Raw genomic sequence first — 16168 nt, forward strand, 5'->3', positions numbered from 1 at the left:
CCGGGTTCCCCGGTCAGCGGCTCCGGGCGGGCGCGGGCAGTGACCGCAGCGCGGGCGCGGCGGGCGCCAGCGCGCGCAGGACGAGGTCGATCCTGACGCGTGCGGCGCCCGCGCGGAGCAGCGCGGTGGAGATGGCGCGTAACTCCTCGGGGCCGGTGCAGGCGAGACGGAGCTCCAGGTCGGCCTCGCCGGCGAGGGCGAGACCGCTCTGGACGGCGGGGAACTCGGCGGCGAGCCGGTCGAAGTCGAGCGGCACCGGGCCGAAGCGGATCCGGGCCAGGGCATGCAGTGTCCTGGCCCGTTCGGGCTGCCGGTCTCCGGGGAGCAGCTGGAGAGCCGTCACCGGTGCTGGAGCTGTGCGGCCGCGGCGGGTGTCGGACGGGCGGCGGTGCCGGCGACCGGCGGCGCCACCAGTCGGGGGTCGAGCACCAGCGTGTCGACGCCGAGCGGGGTGGTCAGCCCGCGCAGGGCCGGTTCACCGGGTTCGGTGGCGGACCGGGCCGGCCCGAGGAGGGCGGCCGGCGCCTCGGCGGAGCTGAAGCCGACCGCGCGGCGGCGGCCGTCGCACAGGCGGAAGAGGCGGAGGACGGTGGTGCGTCCGGTGACGGTGACCGGGACGTGCCAGACGACGCGGGCCATGCGGGTGCTCCCGAGTGGTGGAGGGGCCTGCCGGAACTGCTTCCTCGACGCTAGGCCGCGTTCCGCCCGGCGGCGCCCGTCCTGACGCGGCGTTGACCGAATGAAGCGGTGCGTTGACGGACTCTTGACGTTCGGCCCGGCGGCCTGCCCGTGAACCGTCACTATCGTTACCTATAAGGACCATCCGAATGGTAGTTTGCGTAAGTATAGGGAAATGGGAAGGGAGTGGCGGTCGGTGTCGCAGTACTACTCGGTGGAACAGGTGGCCGAACTGCTGGGCCTGCACGTCCGCACCGTCCGCGGCTACGTCCGGGACGGTCGGCTGAAGGCGACGCGGATCGGCAAGCAGTACCGGATCACCCGCTCCGACCTGGAGGCGTTCACCGGCACCCCGGCCCCGGCCCCCGAGCCGGAGCGGCGGCACGCCGAGGCGTCCACGGTCGTCCGGATCGACGGCGTCGGCGTCGAGGAGGCCGCGCGCCTGAGCAACACGGTCATGGCCGCGATCGCCGGCCCCCGGGCGGCCGGCGGCCGGCTGTTCGTCGAGACCGTCCACCACGAGGAGCGGTCGGCGCTCAAGGTGATCATTCTGGGCGGGCTCGCCGACACCGCGGAGCTGCTCGCCATCGTCAACGCGCTGATCGGGGAGAACCGCCATGTCTGAGCCCACCGCCACCGTCCTGTGGCTGCCCGCCGACGGCCCGCCGCTGCGCGACGAGCACGACGCGACCGACGTGATCGGCGACGCCTTCGGGCAGGGCGCCACCTGGGTCGTCGTCCCGGTGGCCCGCCTCGAGGACGACTTCTTCCGGCTGAGCACCCGGATCGCCGGCGGGATCGTCCAGAAGTTCGCCAACTACCGCCTGGGCCTGGCCGTCGTCGGCGACATCTCCCGGCACACCGCCGCCAGCGGCGCCCTGCGGGACTTCGTCCGCGAGAGCAACGGCGGCCGCCAGCTCTGGTTCGTGTCCGACACCGCCGAGTTCGACCGGCGCCTGGCCGGACAGTCCTAGGTCTTGGGCCGGTTCCGGCGGTGCTCCGTTTGCCCCGGGCCCGCCCCGGGACGACGGTGGAGCTGACTCCCGACGAGCCCACCGGGCGCCCGGCGTGCGCTCCGGAGCGGGGGGAGGTGGAGCGAAGGGGCAATCACGAGATATCTTGACATCAAGACGTTGGAGACGTGAAGCGGAGTACCGATGACTGACTCGACCATCATCTATACGCACACCGACGAGGCGCCTGCCCTGGCAACGTATTCGTTCCTGCCCGTGGTCCAGGCCTACGCCTCGACGGCCGGCGTACAGGTGGAGACTCGCGACATCTCCCTGGCCGGGCGGATCATCGCGAGCTTCCCGGAGCGTCTCGAGGAGGGCCAGCGGATCGAGGACGCCCTCGCCGAGCTGGGCGAACTCGCCAAGACCCCGGGCGCCAACATCATCAAGCTGCCGAACATCTCGGCTTCCATCCCGCAGCTGAAGGCGGCCGTCGCCGAGCTGCAGCAGCAGGGCTACGCGCTGCCGGACTACCCGGACGACCCGCAGACCGACGAGGACAAGGACGTCCGCGCCCGTTACGACAAGGTCAAGGGCAGCGCCGTCAACCCCGTCCTGCGTGAGGGCAACTCCGACCGCCGCGCCCCCGCCTCGGTCAAGAACTACGCCAAGGCGCACCCGCACCGCATGGGCGCCTGGACGGCCGACTCCAAGACCAACGTCGCCACCATGGGCGCCGACGACTTCCGCTCCACCGAGAAGTCCGCCGTGATCGCCGCGGACGGCTCGCTGCGCATCGAGCTGGTGGCCGAGGACGGCGCCACCACCGTGCTGCGCCCGTCGGTGCCGGTGCTCGCGGGCGAGGTCGTGGACGCCTCGGTGCTGCGCGCCGCCGCCCTGAACGAGTTCCTGGCCGCCCAGATCGCCCGGGCCAAGGCCGAGGGCGTGCTGTTCTCGGTGCACCTCAAGGCCACCATGATGAAGGTCTCCGACCCGATCGTCTTCGGCCACGTGGTCCGCGTCTTCTTCCCGAAGACCTTCGCCCAGTACGGCGAGGCGCTCGCCGCCGCCGGCCTGAGCCCGAACGACGGCCTCGGCGCCATCCTCAAGGGCCTGGACGCGCTCCCGAACGGCGCCGAGATCAAGGCCTCGTTCGACGCCGAGCTGGCCGAGGGCCCGGCCCTGGCCATGGTCGACTCGGACCGTGGCATCACCAACCTGCACGTGCCGTCCGACGTCATCGTCGACGCCTCGATGCCGGCCATGATCCGCACCTCCGGCCACATGTGGGGCCCGGACGGCAAGGAGGCCGACACCCTGGCCGTCCTGCCGGACAGCAGCTACTCCGGCGTGTACCAGGCCGTCATCGACGACTGCCGCGCCCACGGCGCCCTGGACCCGGCGACCATCGGCTCGGTGCCGAACGTCGGCCTGATGGCGCAGAAGGCCGAGGAGTACGGCAGCCACGACAAGACCTTCGAGATCGCCACCGCCGGCACCGTCCGGCTGGTCGACACCGAGGGCAACGTGGTGCTGGAGCAGGCCGTCCGGCCCGGCGACATCTTCCGTGCCTGCCAGACCAAGGACCTGCCGATCCAGGACTGGGTCAAGCTGGCGGTCTCCCGCGCCCGCGCCACCGGCAACCCGGCCGTCTTCTGGCTGGACGAGACCCGCGCGCACGACGCCGTCCTGATCGAGAAGGTCAAGACCTACCTGCCGGAGCACGACACCGCCGGCCTGCAGATCGAGATCAAGTCCCCGGTCGAGGCCACCAAGTTCTCGCTGGAGCGCATCCGCCGCGGTGAGGACACCATCTCGGTCACCGGCAACGTGCTGCGTGACTACCTGACCGACCTGTTCCCGATCCTGGAGCTGGGCACCAGCGCCAAGATGCTGTCGGTCGTCCCGCTGATGAACGGCGGCGGCCTGTTCGAGACCGGTGCCGGCGGCTCCGCCCCGAAGCACGTCCAGCAGCTGGTCAAGGAGAACTACCTGCGCTGGGACAGCCTGGGCGAGTTCCTCGCCCTCGCGGTCAGCTTCGAGCACCTGGCCCAGACCACCGACAACCCCCGCGCCAAGGTGCTGGCCGACACCCTCGACCGCGCCACCGGCACCTTCCTCAACGAGGACAAGTCGCCGAGCCGCCGCCTCGGTGGCATCGACAACCGCGGCAGCCACTTCTACCTGGCCCTGTACTGGGCCCAGGAGCTGGCGCAGCAGACCGCCGACGCCGCGCTGGCCGAGGCGTTCGCCGGTCTCGCCAAGACGCTGGCCGACCAGGAGGCGGTCATCGTCGAGGAGCTGATCGCCGTCCAGGGCTCGCCGGTCGACATCGGCGGTTACTACCAGCCCGACGCCGCCAAGGCCGCGGCCGTGATGCGTCCGTCGAAGACCTTCAACGAGGCGCTGGCCAACCTCGGCTGACCGTCGACGAGCTGAACAGGGAGGTCCCCGGGTCCACGACCCGGGGACCTCTCCGCGTCAGCGGCGGGCCGGTCACCACCGCCAGCCGGTCACCGCTCCGGCCGCGGCGAGCACCAGGCAGACCGCGGCGTTGACCCGCGGATACAGCGCGGCCGTCGCGACCGCCTCGCGCAGCGCGGCACTGGGCCAGTAGTACCCGGCGGTCGGCGCGCCGACGACATGGCCCGGGACGGCGGCCCGGTGGGCCGTGACGGCCGAGCGCAGCACATGGAAGCTGCTGGTGACGACGGTGCAGCGGTAGCCGGGGTGCTCGCGCTCCATGAGCTCCCGGCCGAACGCGAAGTTCTCGGTGGTGCTGGTCGCCCGGTCCTCCCGCCGGATCCGTTCGGCCGGGCAGCCGCGGGCCACCAGGTAGTCGGCCATCGCCGAGGCCTCGGTGCAGCCCTCGTCCGGGCCCTTGCCGCCGGTGACGAGCACCAGGGGCGGCCGCCCGGCCGCCTCCGCGGCGCGGTAGAGCTCCAGCGCGCGGTCCAGGCGGGCCGCCAGCAGCGGCGGCACCTCGCAGCCGTCCAGCCCGGCGCCCAGGACGACCAGGTAGTCGTAGCCGGGGCGGACCACCACCCGCCGGTACAGCAGCGTGTAGCCGAGGAAGCAGAGCAGCAGGAACGCCGCGTACCCGCCGATCAGCAGGGCGGCCCCGGCCGCCGCCCGCAGCGCGCGGACGTCGAGGTAGGTGGCGGAGAGCAGCAGCCCCAGCAGCGCGAGCACGGCCGCGCCGGTGAGCAGCGCCAGCAGGCTCGCCGGACGGGTGCCCTCGCGGCGGACCATGGTGACCCCGTTGGCCACCAGCAGCCCGGCCGTCACCAGCCCGCTCAGCCAGACCGCGGAGGCCGCCCCGGCCGTGACGGCGCGCCCCGCCGGGGCGGAGACGTGCCCGACCAGGCTCACCGTCCCCAGCGCGACGCACACCCCGATCAGCCCGATCAGCACCCCGTTGCCGAACCGTCTCGGCTCGTGGATCCGGGACAGCAGGACCACGGCGAGCAGGGCGGCCATGAGAAGCGCTTGCATGTTCCGGATCCTAGGACGGGTCCGGCGGGTCCGGCGGGTCCGATGGGTCCGGCGGGGGAGCAGGAAGCCGCCGGAGGCGGTCCGGTCTGAGCCCGCAGGCAGCCGCGGGAGGGGCCGGGCCCCGGAAACGACGGAACCCCCGCCCGGATCGGGCGGGGGTTCCGCGGTGCCTGCGGCGGGGAGGGCCGGTCAGCCGGCGTCGGCCGCCGGGGCCGGGCGCTGGCTCCGCTTGTCCAGCGAGGCCAGGTAGGCGTTGTACGCCGTCAGCTCGGCGTCGCCGTTGCGGTCCTCGGCACGGTCCCGGCGCCGGGCCTGGCGCTGCTCGGAGCCCATCCACTGGTAGACCAGCGCGATCAGCACGATCGCGGTCGGGATCTCGCCGAACGCCCAGGTGATACCGCCGGCCAGCTTCTGGTCCTCCAGCAGGTCGGTGCCGGGTGGTGCGCCCGCCTCGGTGAAGGTGGTCACCAGCGGGTGGCTGGCCATCATCACCGCCACGCCGAAGAAGGCGTGGAACGGCATGCCCATGAACAGTTCGATGATCCGCATCACATGGCCGGGCCGGTGCGGGCCCGGGTCCACGCCCATGATCGGCCAGAAGAACGCCAGTCCGGTGGCCAGGAAGTGCACCATCATGAAGATGTGCCCGAGCCGGTACTGCATCAGGAAGTCGAACAACGGGGTGAAGTAGACCCCGTACAGGCTTGCGATGAACAGCGGGATGGTGAACGCCGGGTGCGAGATCACCCGGACGTAGGTGCTGTGCAGCAGCGCCACCAGCAGCTCGCGCGGCCCGCGTGGCCGGCCCTTGCCGGCCGGGCGCAGCGCGCGCAGCGCCAGTGTGATCGGCGCGCCGAGCAGCAACAGGATCGGCGACAGCATGGAGAGCACCATGTGCTGCATCATGTGCGCGCTGAACAGCGCCATGCCGTAGTCGTTCAGCCCGGTACAGGTGACCAGGATCACCGTGCCGACGCCCGCCGCCCAGCCGATGCTCCGGCCGATCGGCCAGCGGTCGCCGCGCCGGTACAGCCGCACCACGCCGGTCGCGTACAGCGCCAGCGCGACCAGGCTGCCGATCAGGAACACCCAGTCGGGGGACCAGGTCCAGACGTTGGAGAGGGAGAAGGGGCCCAGCTGTGTCATCCCGCCGTGGTGGTGCATGCCTGACATTCCGTCGCCCATCGGCGGGTCCTGCTTTCCGTCCTCGCGGTCCCCCGGAGGGGTCCGGTTCGCCCGTTTTGCTTCGGGACACAGCCTAGGCGGGCCTTACCCCGGCCCGCGCCCCGCCCCCCGCCCGGACGGCCGGGAAGTGGGACAGGCCGTCGGGGCCGCCGAATCGGCGGCCGTCGAACGGGCTCGCAGCGGAGGCCCCCGGCATGGAAGGATCTGGTCGGCGGAGGGCTTGTCCGTTCATATCGGACGATGAATGGGAAAGGGGAGTACCCACTCCTTTCCACTCCCAACTTATAGCGCACCGGGGGGCTTGCGGCAAGGCCCGGGTCGTGCTGCAGAATCGTCGAGCTACGGAAGGTTTCCGGCGCCGTACTCACCGGCGAGCAACGGCCCTGGCTTCCAGGGCCATTCTGTGAGGAGTTCTGAGCGGGCCCGGTCCGGTCTGTCGCGTGCGCGCAGGTCCTGGACCCAGTTTTTTGTGCTGTGAATAGCGGAGATTCCGCCGCCACTCTCAATTGCTCGATCAATTGAGGGTCCTGAGTCAATGGAGCAAGCCTTGGTCCCCGCGTCATCGGCATCGTCCTCGTCCGAACTCAATTCAGTGGTCAGCGCCGGAGCCGGAAACGGGACGAATCCGGGCGGTGACGGCGCTCAGCCCTCCGACGACCGGCGGACCGGAGAGCTGCGAGCGGAGAACGAATACGTCGGTGAGCTGTACGACCGCCTCGAAGCCCAGCGCGAACTCGCGACGGCTCGGCTGCGCGAGATCCATCTCCAGGACAAGGGCGGAACCTTCCAGTCCCGGATGGAGCGGGACACGCTGGAGATCCACCACACCCGCCGGCTGTCGGAACTGTACGCCGCCGAGTACGGGCTCTGCTTCGGCCGGATCGAAAGCGCCGACGGCGAGCGGCGGTACATCGGCCGGATCGCCCTGGCGGACGACGACCACGAGCCGCTCCTGACCGACTGGCGGGCGTCGGCCGCGGAGCCGTTCTACCGGGCGACGCCAGCCGTGCCCGGCGGTGTGGTGGGGCGACGGCACCTGCGGAGCAAGGGCCGGACGGTCGTCGGCTTCGACGACGACGCCTTCGGCGTGAGTGCCCTGGAGGACCGGGACAGCGCCGAGCTCAGTGGGGAGACCGCCCTGCTCGCCTCACTGACGGCGGCCAGGACCGGGCGGATGGGCGACATCGTCTCCACCATCCAGGCCGAACAGGACCGGGTCATCCGCTCCGAGCTCGGCGGCGTCCTGGTGGTGCAGGGCGGTCCGGGGACCGGCAAGACCGTGGTCGCCCTGCACCGCGCCGCGTACCTGCTCTACACCCACCGCGACCGGCTGGCCAGGCGCGGTGTGCTGGTCATCGGGCCGAACACGACGTTCCTGCGCTACATCGACCAGGTACTCCCCGCGCTCGGCGAGAGCGAGGTCGTACTGAGCAGCATCGGCGCGCTCTACCCGGGCGTGACCGGGACCGACACGGAGACGCCCGAGGCGGCCGCCGTCAAGGGCGACGCACGGATGGCCGGGGTACTCGCCGCCGCGCTGGACGGCCTCCGGCAGCTGCCGGAGGAGTCATGGACCATCACCGTGGGCCGAAGCTCGCCCCACCAGGAGGAGCTCGTGATCGGTCGGGCCCTCTGCGAGCGGGCCCACGCCGCCGCGCACAGGACCGGCGAACCCCACAACGCGGCCCGAGCGGCCCTGGTCGAGCGGCTCTCCTCGGAGCTGGCCCTGCGGATCGCCAGGGACCGGGGCGGGTCCATGGACCTGGACGACGTGGTGGACCTCGCCGACGCGCTCGTCGTCGAGCGTGACTTCCAGGACCTGGCCGAGAAGCTGTGGCCGCTGCTCTCCCCGGAGCGGTTGCTCACCGCGCTGTTCGGCTCCCCGGAGCTGCTGGCGAGGGCCATGCCGGACTTCTCCGAGGCCGAACGCGCCGCACTGCTGCGTGAACACCCGGGCCCGGACCAGGAGGCCGCCCCCTGGACCACCGACGACGTGCCGCTGCTCGACGAGGCCGCCGAACTGCTCGGCCCGCTGCCCGGCAGCGCCGTCTCCCGCCGGGCCGATGCCGCCGCCGGGGCCGAGGAGCTGGAATTCGCCAAGGTCGTCCTCGAGGACTTCGGCGCCGGGCTGGCCGAGATCGACGCGGAGATGCTGACGCGCCAGTACCGCGGCGAGGGGGAGTTCCGTCCCCTGGCCGAGCGCGCGGCCGAGGACCGGACCTGGGGCTTCGGGCACGTGATCGTGGACGAGGCGCAGGAACTCTCCCCGATGGCCTGGCGGCTGCTGACCCGCCGCTGCCCCGGCCGCTCCATGACGATTGTGGGCGACCTGGCGCAGACCGGCGCGCCGGCCGGGCTGAGCTCCTGGAGTGAGGCGCTCGACGAGTACACGGCGGGACGCTGGCGCACGGTGGAGCTCACCATCAACTACCGGACCCCGGCCGAGATCATGCGGGTCACCGAGGGCGTCCTGCGGGCGGCCGACCCGGCACGCACCGCCCCCAGCGCGGTGCGCAGCGGCGGGACCCGTCCGTGGAGCCTCCGGATCCCCGAAGCCGACCGGGGACGGGCGCTGCGCACCGCCGTCGAGAAGGAGATCGCGGCGCTGGACGGCGGCCGGATGGCGATCATCCACGCCCCGGCATGGCCGGCCGAACTGATCAACGGGCTGGCCGGGTTGGACGGCGTCACCGTCATCGACGGTCCTTCGGCGCTGGACTCGCCCGTCGTGCTGATGACGGCGGCCCAGGCCAAGGGGCTCGAGTTCGACGCGGTCCTCGTGGTGGAGCCCGCGGAGATACTCGCGGCGCACGCCCGCGGCGTGAACGACCTCTATGTCGCACTCACGCGCGCGACGAAGAGCCTCGGGGTCATCCACAGCCGGGAGCTGCCGGAGATGCTGGAGGGCCTGGACCCCCGCTGACCGGAGGGGGCGGGTGCCGCTGGTCGAGGCTTCAGGGCTCTGGTCTGAAGCCTCGATCGGCATCGGCGTCGTCGGACGCGCCTTCAACGCAGGGGGCGGTGGGCTGTCAGAGCGGCGGTGAGGGTCCGGTTCACGGCCGGATGGCGACGGCACCGTAGCAGGACGCCTCGGCGTCGGTGACGGGGGCGGAGTTGTGGGCGGTGGCGGAGTCGTGGGTGTGGTCGGGGCGCCAGCGGGGTGTGGAGACGATGCCGGGGTCGAGTACGGTCCAGCCGGTGAACAACTCCCCGAACTCCTCGCGGCGCAGCGCCGCTACCGGGGTGCCGGCGGTTCGGTAGACCTGAATGAGGCGCGCGGTCTCCTGCGGCGCGAAGTCGGCCGTGAGGTGGCTGATCACCAGGGCGCTGCCGGAGGGAAGTTGGGATTTGAGCTGTTCGGTGATCCGGTGTGCTTCGTCCGGGACGAAGTGCAGCAGGGCGTTCATGCTCAGCGCGATCGGCTGGGTGAAGTCGAGGACCTTCCGGGCGGCGCTGATCACGGTGTCGGGCTCGTGCACGTCGGCCTGGACGTAGGTCGTCAGTCCCTGGGAGGTGCCTCGCAGCAGTGCGACGGCGTGGATGAGGACGATGGGATCGTTGTCGGCGAAGACGACCCGTGCCTCGGGGGTGATCTGCTGGGCGACCTCGTGCAGGTTCGGCGAGGTGGGGATGCCGGTGCCGATGTCGAGGAACTGGCGGATGCCGGCCCGGGCGAGGTGGCGGGTGGTGCGGTGCATGAAGCCGCGGTTGGCGCGTGCGGCGGCCGGTGCCTGTGGGAAGACGGCCAGGGCCCGGCCCGCGGCCTCCCGGTCGGCGGGGAAGTTGGTGGTGCCGCCCAGGTAGTAGTCGTACATCCGGGCGGAGTGCGCCACGTGGATGTCGAGTTCGACCGCCACGTCGGGTTCGGTGCCGGATCGGGCGTCTGTGCTTTCGTCGGCCATCTGTTCCCCCTGGTTCATAGGCGTCCAGCTCCTACGACAGGGCGGAGCGACGACCCGCACCACCCACGGCGCGGGGCCCTGGCGCGGCCCCTCCCACTATGCCCGGGCCCGCGTCCCGGCAATCGCGGGTCGGAACGGTGGGTGAATCGAGCGCACCGGGGAGTGACCGCAAAGGATCATATTCCGACTGGCCGTGTTTCTCTATGGGACAGGTCATTTGATTGTTCATCACTTCTTATGTCTGATAGTGAATTCTCTCGCCCCGCTGAACATGGGGGCGCGCCGTGCGCTCCAATGTTCCTGTCGGGGGCGGAAGTTCTCGACGTGAGCAGGCGCGCCAGACGCCCGGGCCGGCCGGTCGGTCGAGGGTGGCCTACAGTCGGTCGGGTACCCAACGGGGTGGCCGTCAGGGAGGAATGGAACGTGAACGAGAGCGACTGGGCGGTGCGGCGGAGCAGCCGCCTCCTGACGTTCGACGCGTTCTGCGACACGCACGAGCGGGCCTGGAGCGGGATCGCCCGGGCCCGCCTGGGTGACGAAGACGAGGCCCGGCGCGTTGTCGAGCGCGCCAAGGACCGGATGTGGCAGCGGTGGGCCTGGATCCTGCGCCAGCAGGTACCGGCTTTCCACACCTGGACGCTGCTGAAGGAGGAGATCGGCGCGGCCCTGGCGGAGGCGATGATCAGAGCCGAGTACCGGCCCCGACCCGCCACCGTCCCAGGGTGGGTGGTGGCGGTGCGGCGCTCGGCGGCGCGCACCCTGGACCTCGTGGAGGCCCAGGGGAGTCACGAGGAGCTGTACGCGGCGATCCGGCGACTGTCCGAGCGCCGGCACGACGTGGTGGTGCTGCGGTACCTGGTCGACCTGCCGGACAGCGTGATCGCGGACTACCTCGGGATGACGGAGGCGAACGTCCGCTCCACCGCCACACAGGCCCTGGACCGGCTCGCCGTCGCGCTCGGTGGCCGGCGGGGAGGGCAGCGGTGACCACCGGACAGGACCGCCTGCTGCGGGGCGACCCCGCGCAGCCCGCGGCGGCCGGCCCGCCGTACGGCGAGTACGCGGCGAATGCGGGCTCGGCCTGGGAGCGGCTGGCGGCCGCCCCAGCGCCGATGTCCGCCGACCACGAGCAGGCCGGCCACGAACTCGACCTGGTCACCGCCATGATCCTCGCCGTGCCGACGGCGGCGCCCTCGCTGGACCTGCTCATCAACGACCGGCGTATCCACCCCGAAGGCGCGCTGGTCCTCGGCGCGCTCCTCTACACCGTCGGACACCGCGACGGCGCCGAGTTCTGGTGGAAGTTCGCGGCCGGCGGCGGCAACTACACCTCCGCCTCCTGCCTCAGCATGCTGCACCGCAGCCTCGGGGAGGTCCTGGACGCGGAGGTCTGGCGCCGCGAGGCCGAATCGCTGGGCGCCGCGCCCCGCCCTTCCCAGCGGATCCTGGACTCACCGTACGAACTGCTGCCCGCCCAGGTGCGCGACGAGATCATCAGCCGCTGCCGGTTCGGCCTCGACGTACGGCTTCCCCCGCGCCTGGCCGCCGTGATCCACCAGCTCCCGGCCGACGACGGCGACCACGAGTACGGCGAGATCCCGCAGGTATCGGCCCACCTCGTCCGCCACCTGGCCGCAGCCGGCTGAACGCGGCGGCTCCGGCGCTCTCTGCGGTCGCCGGGGCCGCCGCGACAGCCGGCCACGAGCTGACGCCCGGGCAGTAGCCGGTCGACTGGTTGCTGACCTCATCGACCGCCCACCGCCCGGACTCCACGCGGAAGCCGATCTCACCGGCGCCCAGTACTTTCCCCCCTCCGGCACACACCACGTGCTCACCGCGGCGCGGCGCGAGCCGGAGGACCCCGGCAGCGACGAGGCTGCGTGCCCAGAAGGCGCGCAGGAACTCCCGCACCGCTGCGGCCTGTTCCCGGGGCCATTCCTGCCAGCGGCCGCGGGCGAGCGAGAGACCGATCTCGTCCTGGTAGCGGAAGGACTCCGATGAGCTGTCGGCTACGGCGGCCGCGAGCTGGGGGAGGACGCGGCGCAGCACCGAGGCGTGGTCGTTCCAGTCGGGGGCCTGCCAGGTCCGCCGTAGGAGGCCGGGGTTCGGCTTGCCGTAGGTTTCGGGGCAAGGGTGAGGGCGGCAGTCGGTGAGGACGCTCGGTGATTGTGCAGATCGCGGGAGCGGCCGCAGGGGCGGCCCTGGCGGTGCTCGGGCTCCGGACGCTTGTGGATGCGGTCCTCCCGTAGCGGCAGCCGCGCGAGAGGCCGGCGCTCGTACGGCTTCACGAGGTTCCGGCGAGCCCGGCGCCCTCCGTGGAGCCGGCCCCGCCCACGACGCCGAAGCCCTGGGAGATCCCGCCGCAGCCCTGTACCGACTGCCAGAGCAAGCCCCATCCCGGCCCGGACGGCACCTGTGCGCGAAACGAGGCCGGTCAGATCATGACCTGCGACCCGTCAGGACCGGCACGCCGATCCCGCGTCCGGACGCCCTCGTTCCCACCTGCACGCCGCACTGGGTTCCGTCTCTTCGACCAGCTGCGGGCCCGGCCGAGGATGGCCGCGAGGTGGAGTGCGGACTGGTAGGCAATGGCGAGTTGATCGGTTCGCACGGCGAGGCCACTCCACTGGTCGTGGCAGCCTCCTCGTGTCAGCGCTCCCAATAGTCGCGCTGCGGCAGTTCGACCCACATGTCGGGTGGCCCGACGATGGCGCGCGCGTCGGCCAGGCGCAGTCCTGCGAAGGCGCACGAGTAGGCCACCGCGCTGGATTGGTAGAGGCAGGAGGCCAGAACTTCCTGGGACCCGGCCTGTGGGCGCGGTGGGCCGCCCGGGTGGAGGTCCCAGGCTTCGATGGTCCCGTTGCGGGCGATGCTGCCCTGATTGCCGCTCTTGGGGTTGGCGTACATGCCGTAGCAGACGGTGTCGACGGACAGCCGGGCCAGCACGCCTGGCACCTTCGGTGCGTACCCCCACGGCTGGGTGACGACGCAGCCGCCCGGGACAGTCGTCACGCCGATAATTCTCAAGCTGTCGTCCATGTCGTACGCGTAGGGATCCTCCAGTAGTTCGTCCAGGCCGTCGCCTTCGGCCGGCGTCGCCTCCAAGCGACGTATCGCGTCCCCCGCGTCGATCCCGGCTACGCACGCCAGCCCCGTGCCGTCGTAGTACAGCTTTCCCAGCGCCGAGACGAGCCGCCTGCCCTCCCGCGCCGCCGTGCGTTCCGCCTCGGTCAGCCCGCGTTCTTCCTCAGGCATGACGAACAGGTCCGGCGTCGGTCCGGCCAGGCTGAGCCGCCCCGGCGACCAGCCACCGACCAAGGGCCGCCAGGGATCGGCCCCCGCAGCGGCGAGGGCTCGCGCATTGTCCGGCCTGCGGCACAGGACGGCCTCCCACAACGCGGTCGTCCCGCCCGCCAACGCGTCCACATCCGTCACGCGCCGAGCCAGTTCCGCGACGACCTCCGGCGAGCCGAACACCGAGGCCCGGTGCAGAGGCCGTCCCCCGCCCCACACCTCCGGATCGGCACCCCGATCGAGACGCCGCCGGATGCCCTCGTAGTCCTGCCAGCCCTCCCAGCCCACGCCCGCCCAGCCGTCATCCTGATCTGCCACCATGCCCCCTTCAGTGCCGGTGCGGGCGACCCCTCGAACCACCTGCACGCCCAGCATCGCGCAACGGTCTGACAACGCTCCGCTCCCTTGTCGCTTCGGCTGCCGGCTTCGACGTTCGGTCACGTCCCGACGGGGCCGCCGGCCGGGCAGCCGGTGTGAAGAAGAAGAGTGGCTGCCGAACGAGATGTTCGTCCCGGGCTACCACGACGGTTTCGCGCCGTACGGCAAGTTCGTCGCACGCGCCGGGGTCGCCGACGCCACCTGGCTCCTCAACGACCAGCAGGACGCCCTGAAGGAGGAGTTCGCGCACCGTGGCTTCAGCCACCTCTTGCGGTACGTCTTCGAGGATGGTGGCCGGCAGGCGGCTGATGAGGGACTTGCTGTGCCACAGGCTCAGCCCGGTCCTCCGGCGAAGCAGCTTCACGACCTCGACGGGATGGGGTCCGGGGTCGGTCAGAACCACTGCATTGGGCACGTCGTCGCAGATCAGCAAGAAGTACTTGCCCGTCATCGTGACTCCTCGGGCTCCAGGTTGGGCAGCAGCATAGAACGCATATCCGATGACCTGGCCCTCGGCGACGTCGGAGCTCCACTTGGGAGTCGGGCCGGCGACCTCACCGAGGGCACCGGCGGCCGGGGCGGAGGGCGGGGCACCCGGCGGTGCCCCGCCTCCAGGCGGCGGCCGATCAGCCGTGAGCCGCGGTCACGGGGTGGCGGGGACCGAGTCGGTGAAGGTGGTCCCCGCCGAGCGGTAGGCAGCCACGGCGCTGTTGACCTGGGCGGGGGTCAGGACCTGGTCCTTGACGTGGAGGACGTAGTCGACCTTCTCCTCGTACGTACGCGGCGCCGTGGAGGCCTGGCCGGTGAAGTCGATCAGCCACTGGTTGAAGTGGATCTCCATGGGCCGCTCCGGCAGGAAGCGCGCGTCGTGGCGGGCGAACTCGACCCCGTCGACGTAGTAGACGATGGCGGTGTCGTCAATGGTCATGACGAGGTCGTGCCAGCCCTCGTACCCGGCCCGGGCCTCGGTGTGCTGGTTGACGGAGCCGTCGGGGCCGTAGGTCTCCCAGGAGGTGCTGTAGAGGATGTTGGCGGGCTCGCCCCAGCCTCCGTTGGGAAGGTACTCGAAGTCGTACTCGGAGTAGTCGTCGGCCATCGGGGCCTTGAGGTCGTTGATCGCGAAGAAGCTCTGCACGAGGTGGTCGCCGTCCGGGCCGCTCACCGGGGCGTCGGAGAACCGGACCCGGGCGGCGTAGGTCCCGTTCTTGAACTTCATGGCCCGGGTGTTGAGTTCGGCCTGCCGGGTGGAGTCGCCCGTTCCGGCGGTGGTGCTCCGCAGGGTCATCACCGAGTTCGCGCCCTCCTTGGCGAAGGAGACGTTCTCGGGCGCCCAGGTGGCACCGGACACGCCCGGGCCACCGCCGCCGGAGCGAACGTTCCAGCCGTGCGCGCCGATTGCCGGGTCGGTGTGGTCGGTGTAGTCGAAGTCGTCGAACAGCACGGCGCCCGGAGGCGGCGTGGTCGGGCCGGAGGGCGTGGGAGTCGGGTTCGGGGTGTTGCCGCTGGGTGCCGTGCCCCAGACCGGGACCCCGCCGACACTCGCCGTGACCTTGGACCAGGCCGTGTACGTGTTCTGGGCCGGCCCGAAGGAGTAGTCGTCGCCCTGGTCGAGGGGGAGCCAGCCGGTGCGGTTGAAGCGCAGCTGGAGGTCTCCCGTGTCGGTGCCGGGGGCCAGCGAGCCGGCGGCCGCGGTGAAGCCGATCTCCAGGTAGCGGTCGGCGGCCGCGCCCGGTTCGACGATGCTGCCGAACGTACCGGTGACGTTGGCACAGCCCTTCACGGCCCAGTCGCAGGAGTAGCTGTAGGTGGCCGAGGCGCTGTCGGCCTTGAAGTAGTAGCGCACCTTCACCTGGCTCAACGCCACGTTCGTGGCACCGGTGTTGACGACCTTCAGCCAGGGCGAGGCCTGTGAGCTGCCGCTGCCGCCGTTGCGGTACTGCACCGAGACCGCTTCGCCCGCCGCGGCGGCCGGCAGGGCGGTCAGCGCGCCGATGCCGAGCCCGGTCGTGACGGCGGCGGCGAGTGCCGCCCGGATCCGGGGGCGCCGGACGGTCGTTCTGATGCTCATGGGGTTCCTCTCCTGTGGTGGGGGACGGTGCGCGGCACCGACGGAGGGGAGCCCGGTCGACCTCAGGCGGAGCAGTGGGGGTGAGGCGGCGGGCCGCGCGATCAGAAAGTGGCATAGACCAATTTGGCCGTCAACCCCGGTCGGACCCATTAGGCCGGAACCGGACGCGGGCCCCCAGGAGTGGCCGATAGTGCCCACCCCCGGCGCGGGTTCGT

14 protein-coding genes are annotated in these 16168 nt (G+C 71.6%); 6 read left to right on the plus strand and 8 right to left on the minus strand.

Features of this window, described 5'->3' with window-relative positions; genetic code table 11:
* Positions 1-13: 13 nt before the first annotated feature.
* Both ACIO5D_RS00220 and ACIO5D_RS00225 read right to left on the minus strand, forming a co-directional pair.
* Positions 14-343: a hypothetical protein gene (locus ACIO5D_RS00220; RefSeq protein ID WP_363614540.1), complete on the minus strand. Its 330-nt coding sequence runs from the start codon at positions 341-343 to the stop codon at positions 14-16.
* A complete protein-coding gene (locus ACIO5D_RS00225; RefSeq protein WP_400793363.1) occupies positions 340-639 on the minus strand; it encodes an SAV_915 family protein in 300 nt (99 codons plus the stop codon). Before ACIO5D_RS00225 ends, ACIO5D_RS00220 begins: the two co-directional genes overlap by 4 nt.
* 235 nt (positions 640-874) lie before the next feature.
* Here ACIO5D_RS00225 and ACIO5D_RS00230 point away from each other — a divergent pair, with 235 nt between their 5' ends.
* The 3 genes from ACIO5D_RS00230 (at position 875) to ACIO5D_RS00240 (ending at position 4055) form a co-directional block, all read left to right on the plus strand.
* Entirely contained in the window at positions 875-1303 is a 429-nt protein-coding gene (locus ACIO5D_RS00230) for a helix-turn-helix domain-containing protein (protein ID WP_363614544.1), read from the plus strand.
* Positions 1296-1652 carry a DUF4180 domain-containing protein gene (locus tag ACIO5D_RS00235; RefSeq protein ID WP_400756765.1) on the plus strand — a complete coding sequence of 119 codons (357 nt, stop codon included), beginning with the start codon at positions 1296-1298 and terminating at the stop codon, positions 1650-1652. Before ACIO5D_RS00230 ends, ACIO5D_RS00235 begins: the two co-directional genes overlap by 8 nt.
* Before the next feature lie 183 nt (positions 1653-1835).
* Positions 1836-4055, plus strand: a complete 2220-nt coding sequence (locus ACIO5D_RS00240; protein WP_363614548.1) for an NADP-dependent isocitrate dehydrogenase — start codon at positions 1836-1838, stop codon at positions 4053-4055.
* A gap of 72 nt (positions 4056-4127) precedes the next feature.
* Here ACIO5D_RS00240 and ACIO5D_RS00245 read toward each other — a convergent pair whose 3' ends face one another.
* Both ACIO5D_RS00245 and ACIO5D_RS00250 read right to left on the minus strand, forming a co-directional pair.
* Complete coding sequence (locus ACIO5D_RS00245) at positions 4128-5126, minus strand: YdcF family protein (RefSeq protein ID WP_363614550.1); 999 nt, start codon at positions 5124-5126, stop codon at positions 4128-4130.
* A 189-nt stretch (positions 5127-5315) separates the two neighbouring features.
* Positions 5316-6290 carry a cytochrome c oxidase assembly protein gene (locus ACIO5D_RS00250; RefSeq protein WP_363614570.1) on the minus strand — a complete coding sequence of 325 codons (975 nt, stop codon included), beginning with the start codon at positions 6288-6290 and terminating at the stop codon, positions 5316-5318.
* A gap of 613 nt (positions 6291-6903) precedes the next feature.
* Here ACIO5D_RS00250 and ACIO5D_RS00255 point away from each other — a divergent pair.
* Positions 6904-9234, plus strand: coding sequence for a HelD family protein (locus ACIO5D_RS00255; RefSeq protein ID WP_400793365.1), 2331 nt, complete (start codon positions 6904-6906; stop codon positions 9232-9234).
* Positions 9235-9364: 130 nt separating this feature from the next.
* On the opposite strand, the gene ACIO5D_RS00260 is transcribed toward ACIO5D_RS00255, so the two are convergent.
* Positions 9365-10213 carry an SAM-dependent methyltransferase gene (locus ACIO5D_RS00260; protein WP_363614554.1) on the minus strand — a complete coding sequence of 283 codons (849 nt, stop codon included), beginning with the start codon at positions 10211-10213 and terminating at the stop codon, positions 9365-9367.
* A gap of 423 nt (positions 10214-10636) precedes the next feature.
* On the opposite strand from ACIO5D_RS00260, the gene ACIO5D_RS00265 reads away from it, so the two are divergent.
* Positions 10637-11200 carry a sigma factor-like helix-turn-helix DNA-binding protein gene (locus tag ACIO5D_RS00265; protein ID WP_400793367.1) on the plus strand — a complete coding sequence of 188 codons (564 nt, stop codon included), beginning with the start codon at positions 10637-10639 and terminating at the stop codon, positions 11198-11200.
* A complete protein-coding gene (locus tag ACIO5D_RS00270; protein WP_363614558.1) occupies positions 11197-11859 on the plus strand; it encodes a hypothetical protein in 663 nt (220 codons plus the stop codon). Before ACIO5D_RS00265 ends, ACIO5D_RS00270 begins: the two co-directional genes overlap by 4 nt.
* Before the next feature lie 1003 nt (positions 11860-12862).
* On the opposite strand, the gene ACIO5D_RS00275 is transcribed toward ACIO5D_RS00270, so the two are convergent.
* The 3 genes from ACIO5D_RS00275 to ACIO5D_RS00285 form a co-directional block, all read right to left on the minus strand.
* Positions 12863-13882, minus strand: a complete 1020-nt coding sequence (locus tag ACIO5D_RS00275) for an ankyrin repeat domain-containing protein (protein ID WP_400793369.1) — start codon at positions 13880-13882, stop codon at positions 12863-12865.
* Positions 13836-14336, minus strand: coding sequence for a ribosomal protein L7/L12 (locus ACIO5D_RS00280; protein WP_400651398.1), 501 nt, complete (start codon positions 14334-14336; stop codon positions 13836-13838). Before ACIO5D_RS00280 ends, ACIO5D_RS00275 begins: the two co-directional genes overlap by 47 nt.
* Before the next feature lie 192 nt (positions 14337-14528).
* Entirely contained in the window at positions 14529-15953 is a 1425-nt protein-coding gene (locus ACIO5D_RS00285; RefSeq protein ID WP_400793371.1) for a cellulose binding domain-containing protein, read from the minus strand.
* Positions 15954-16168 lie beyond the last annotated feature (215 nt).

Origin of the sequence: Kitasatospora sp. NPDC087315 (assembly GCF_044744345.1) — a bacterium.
GTDB lineage: Bacteria > Actinomycetota > Actinomycetes > Streptomycetales > Streptomycetaceae > Kitasatospora.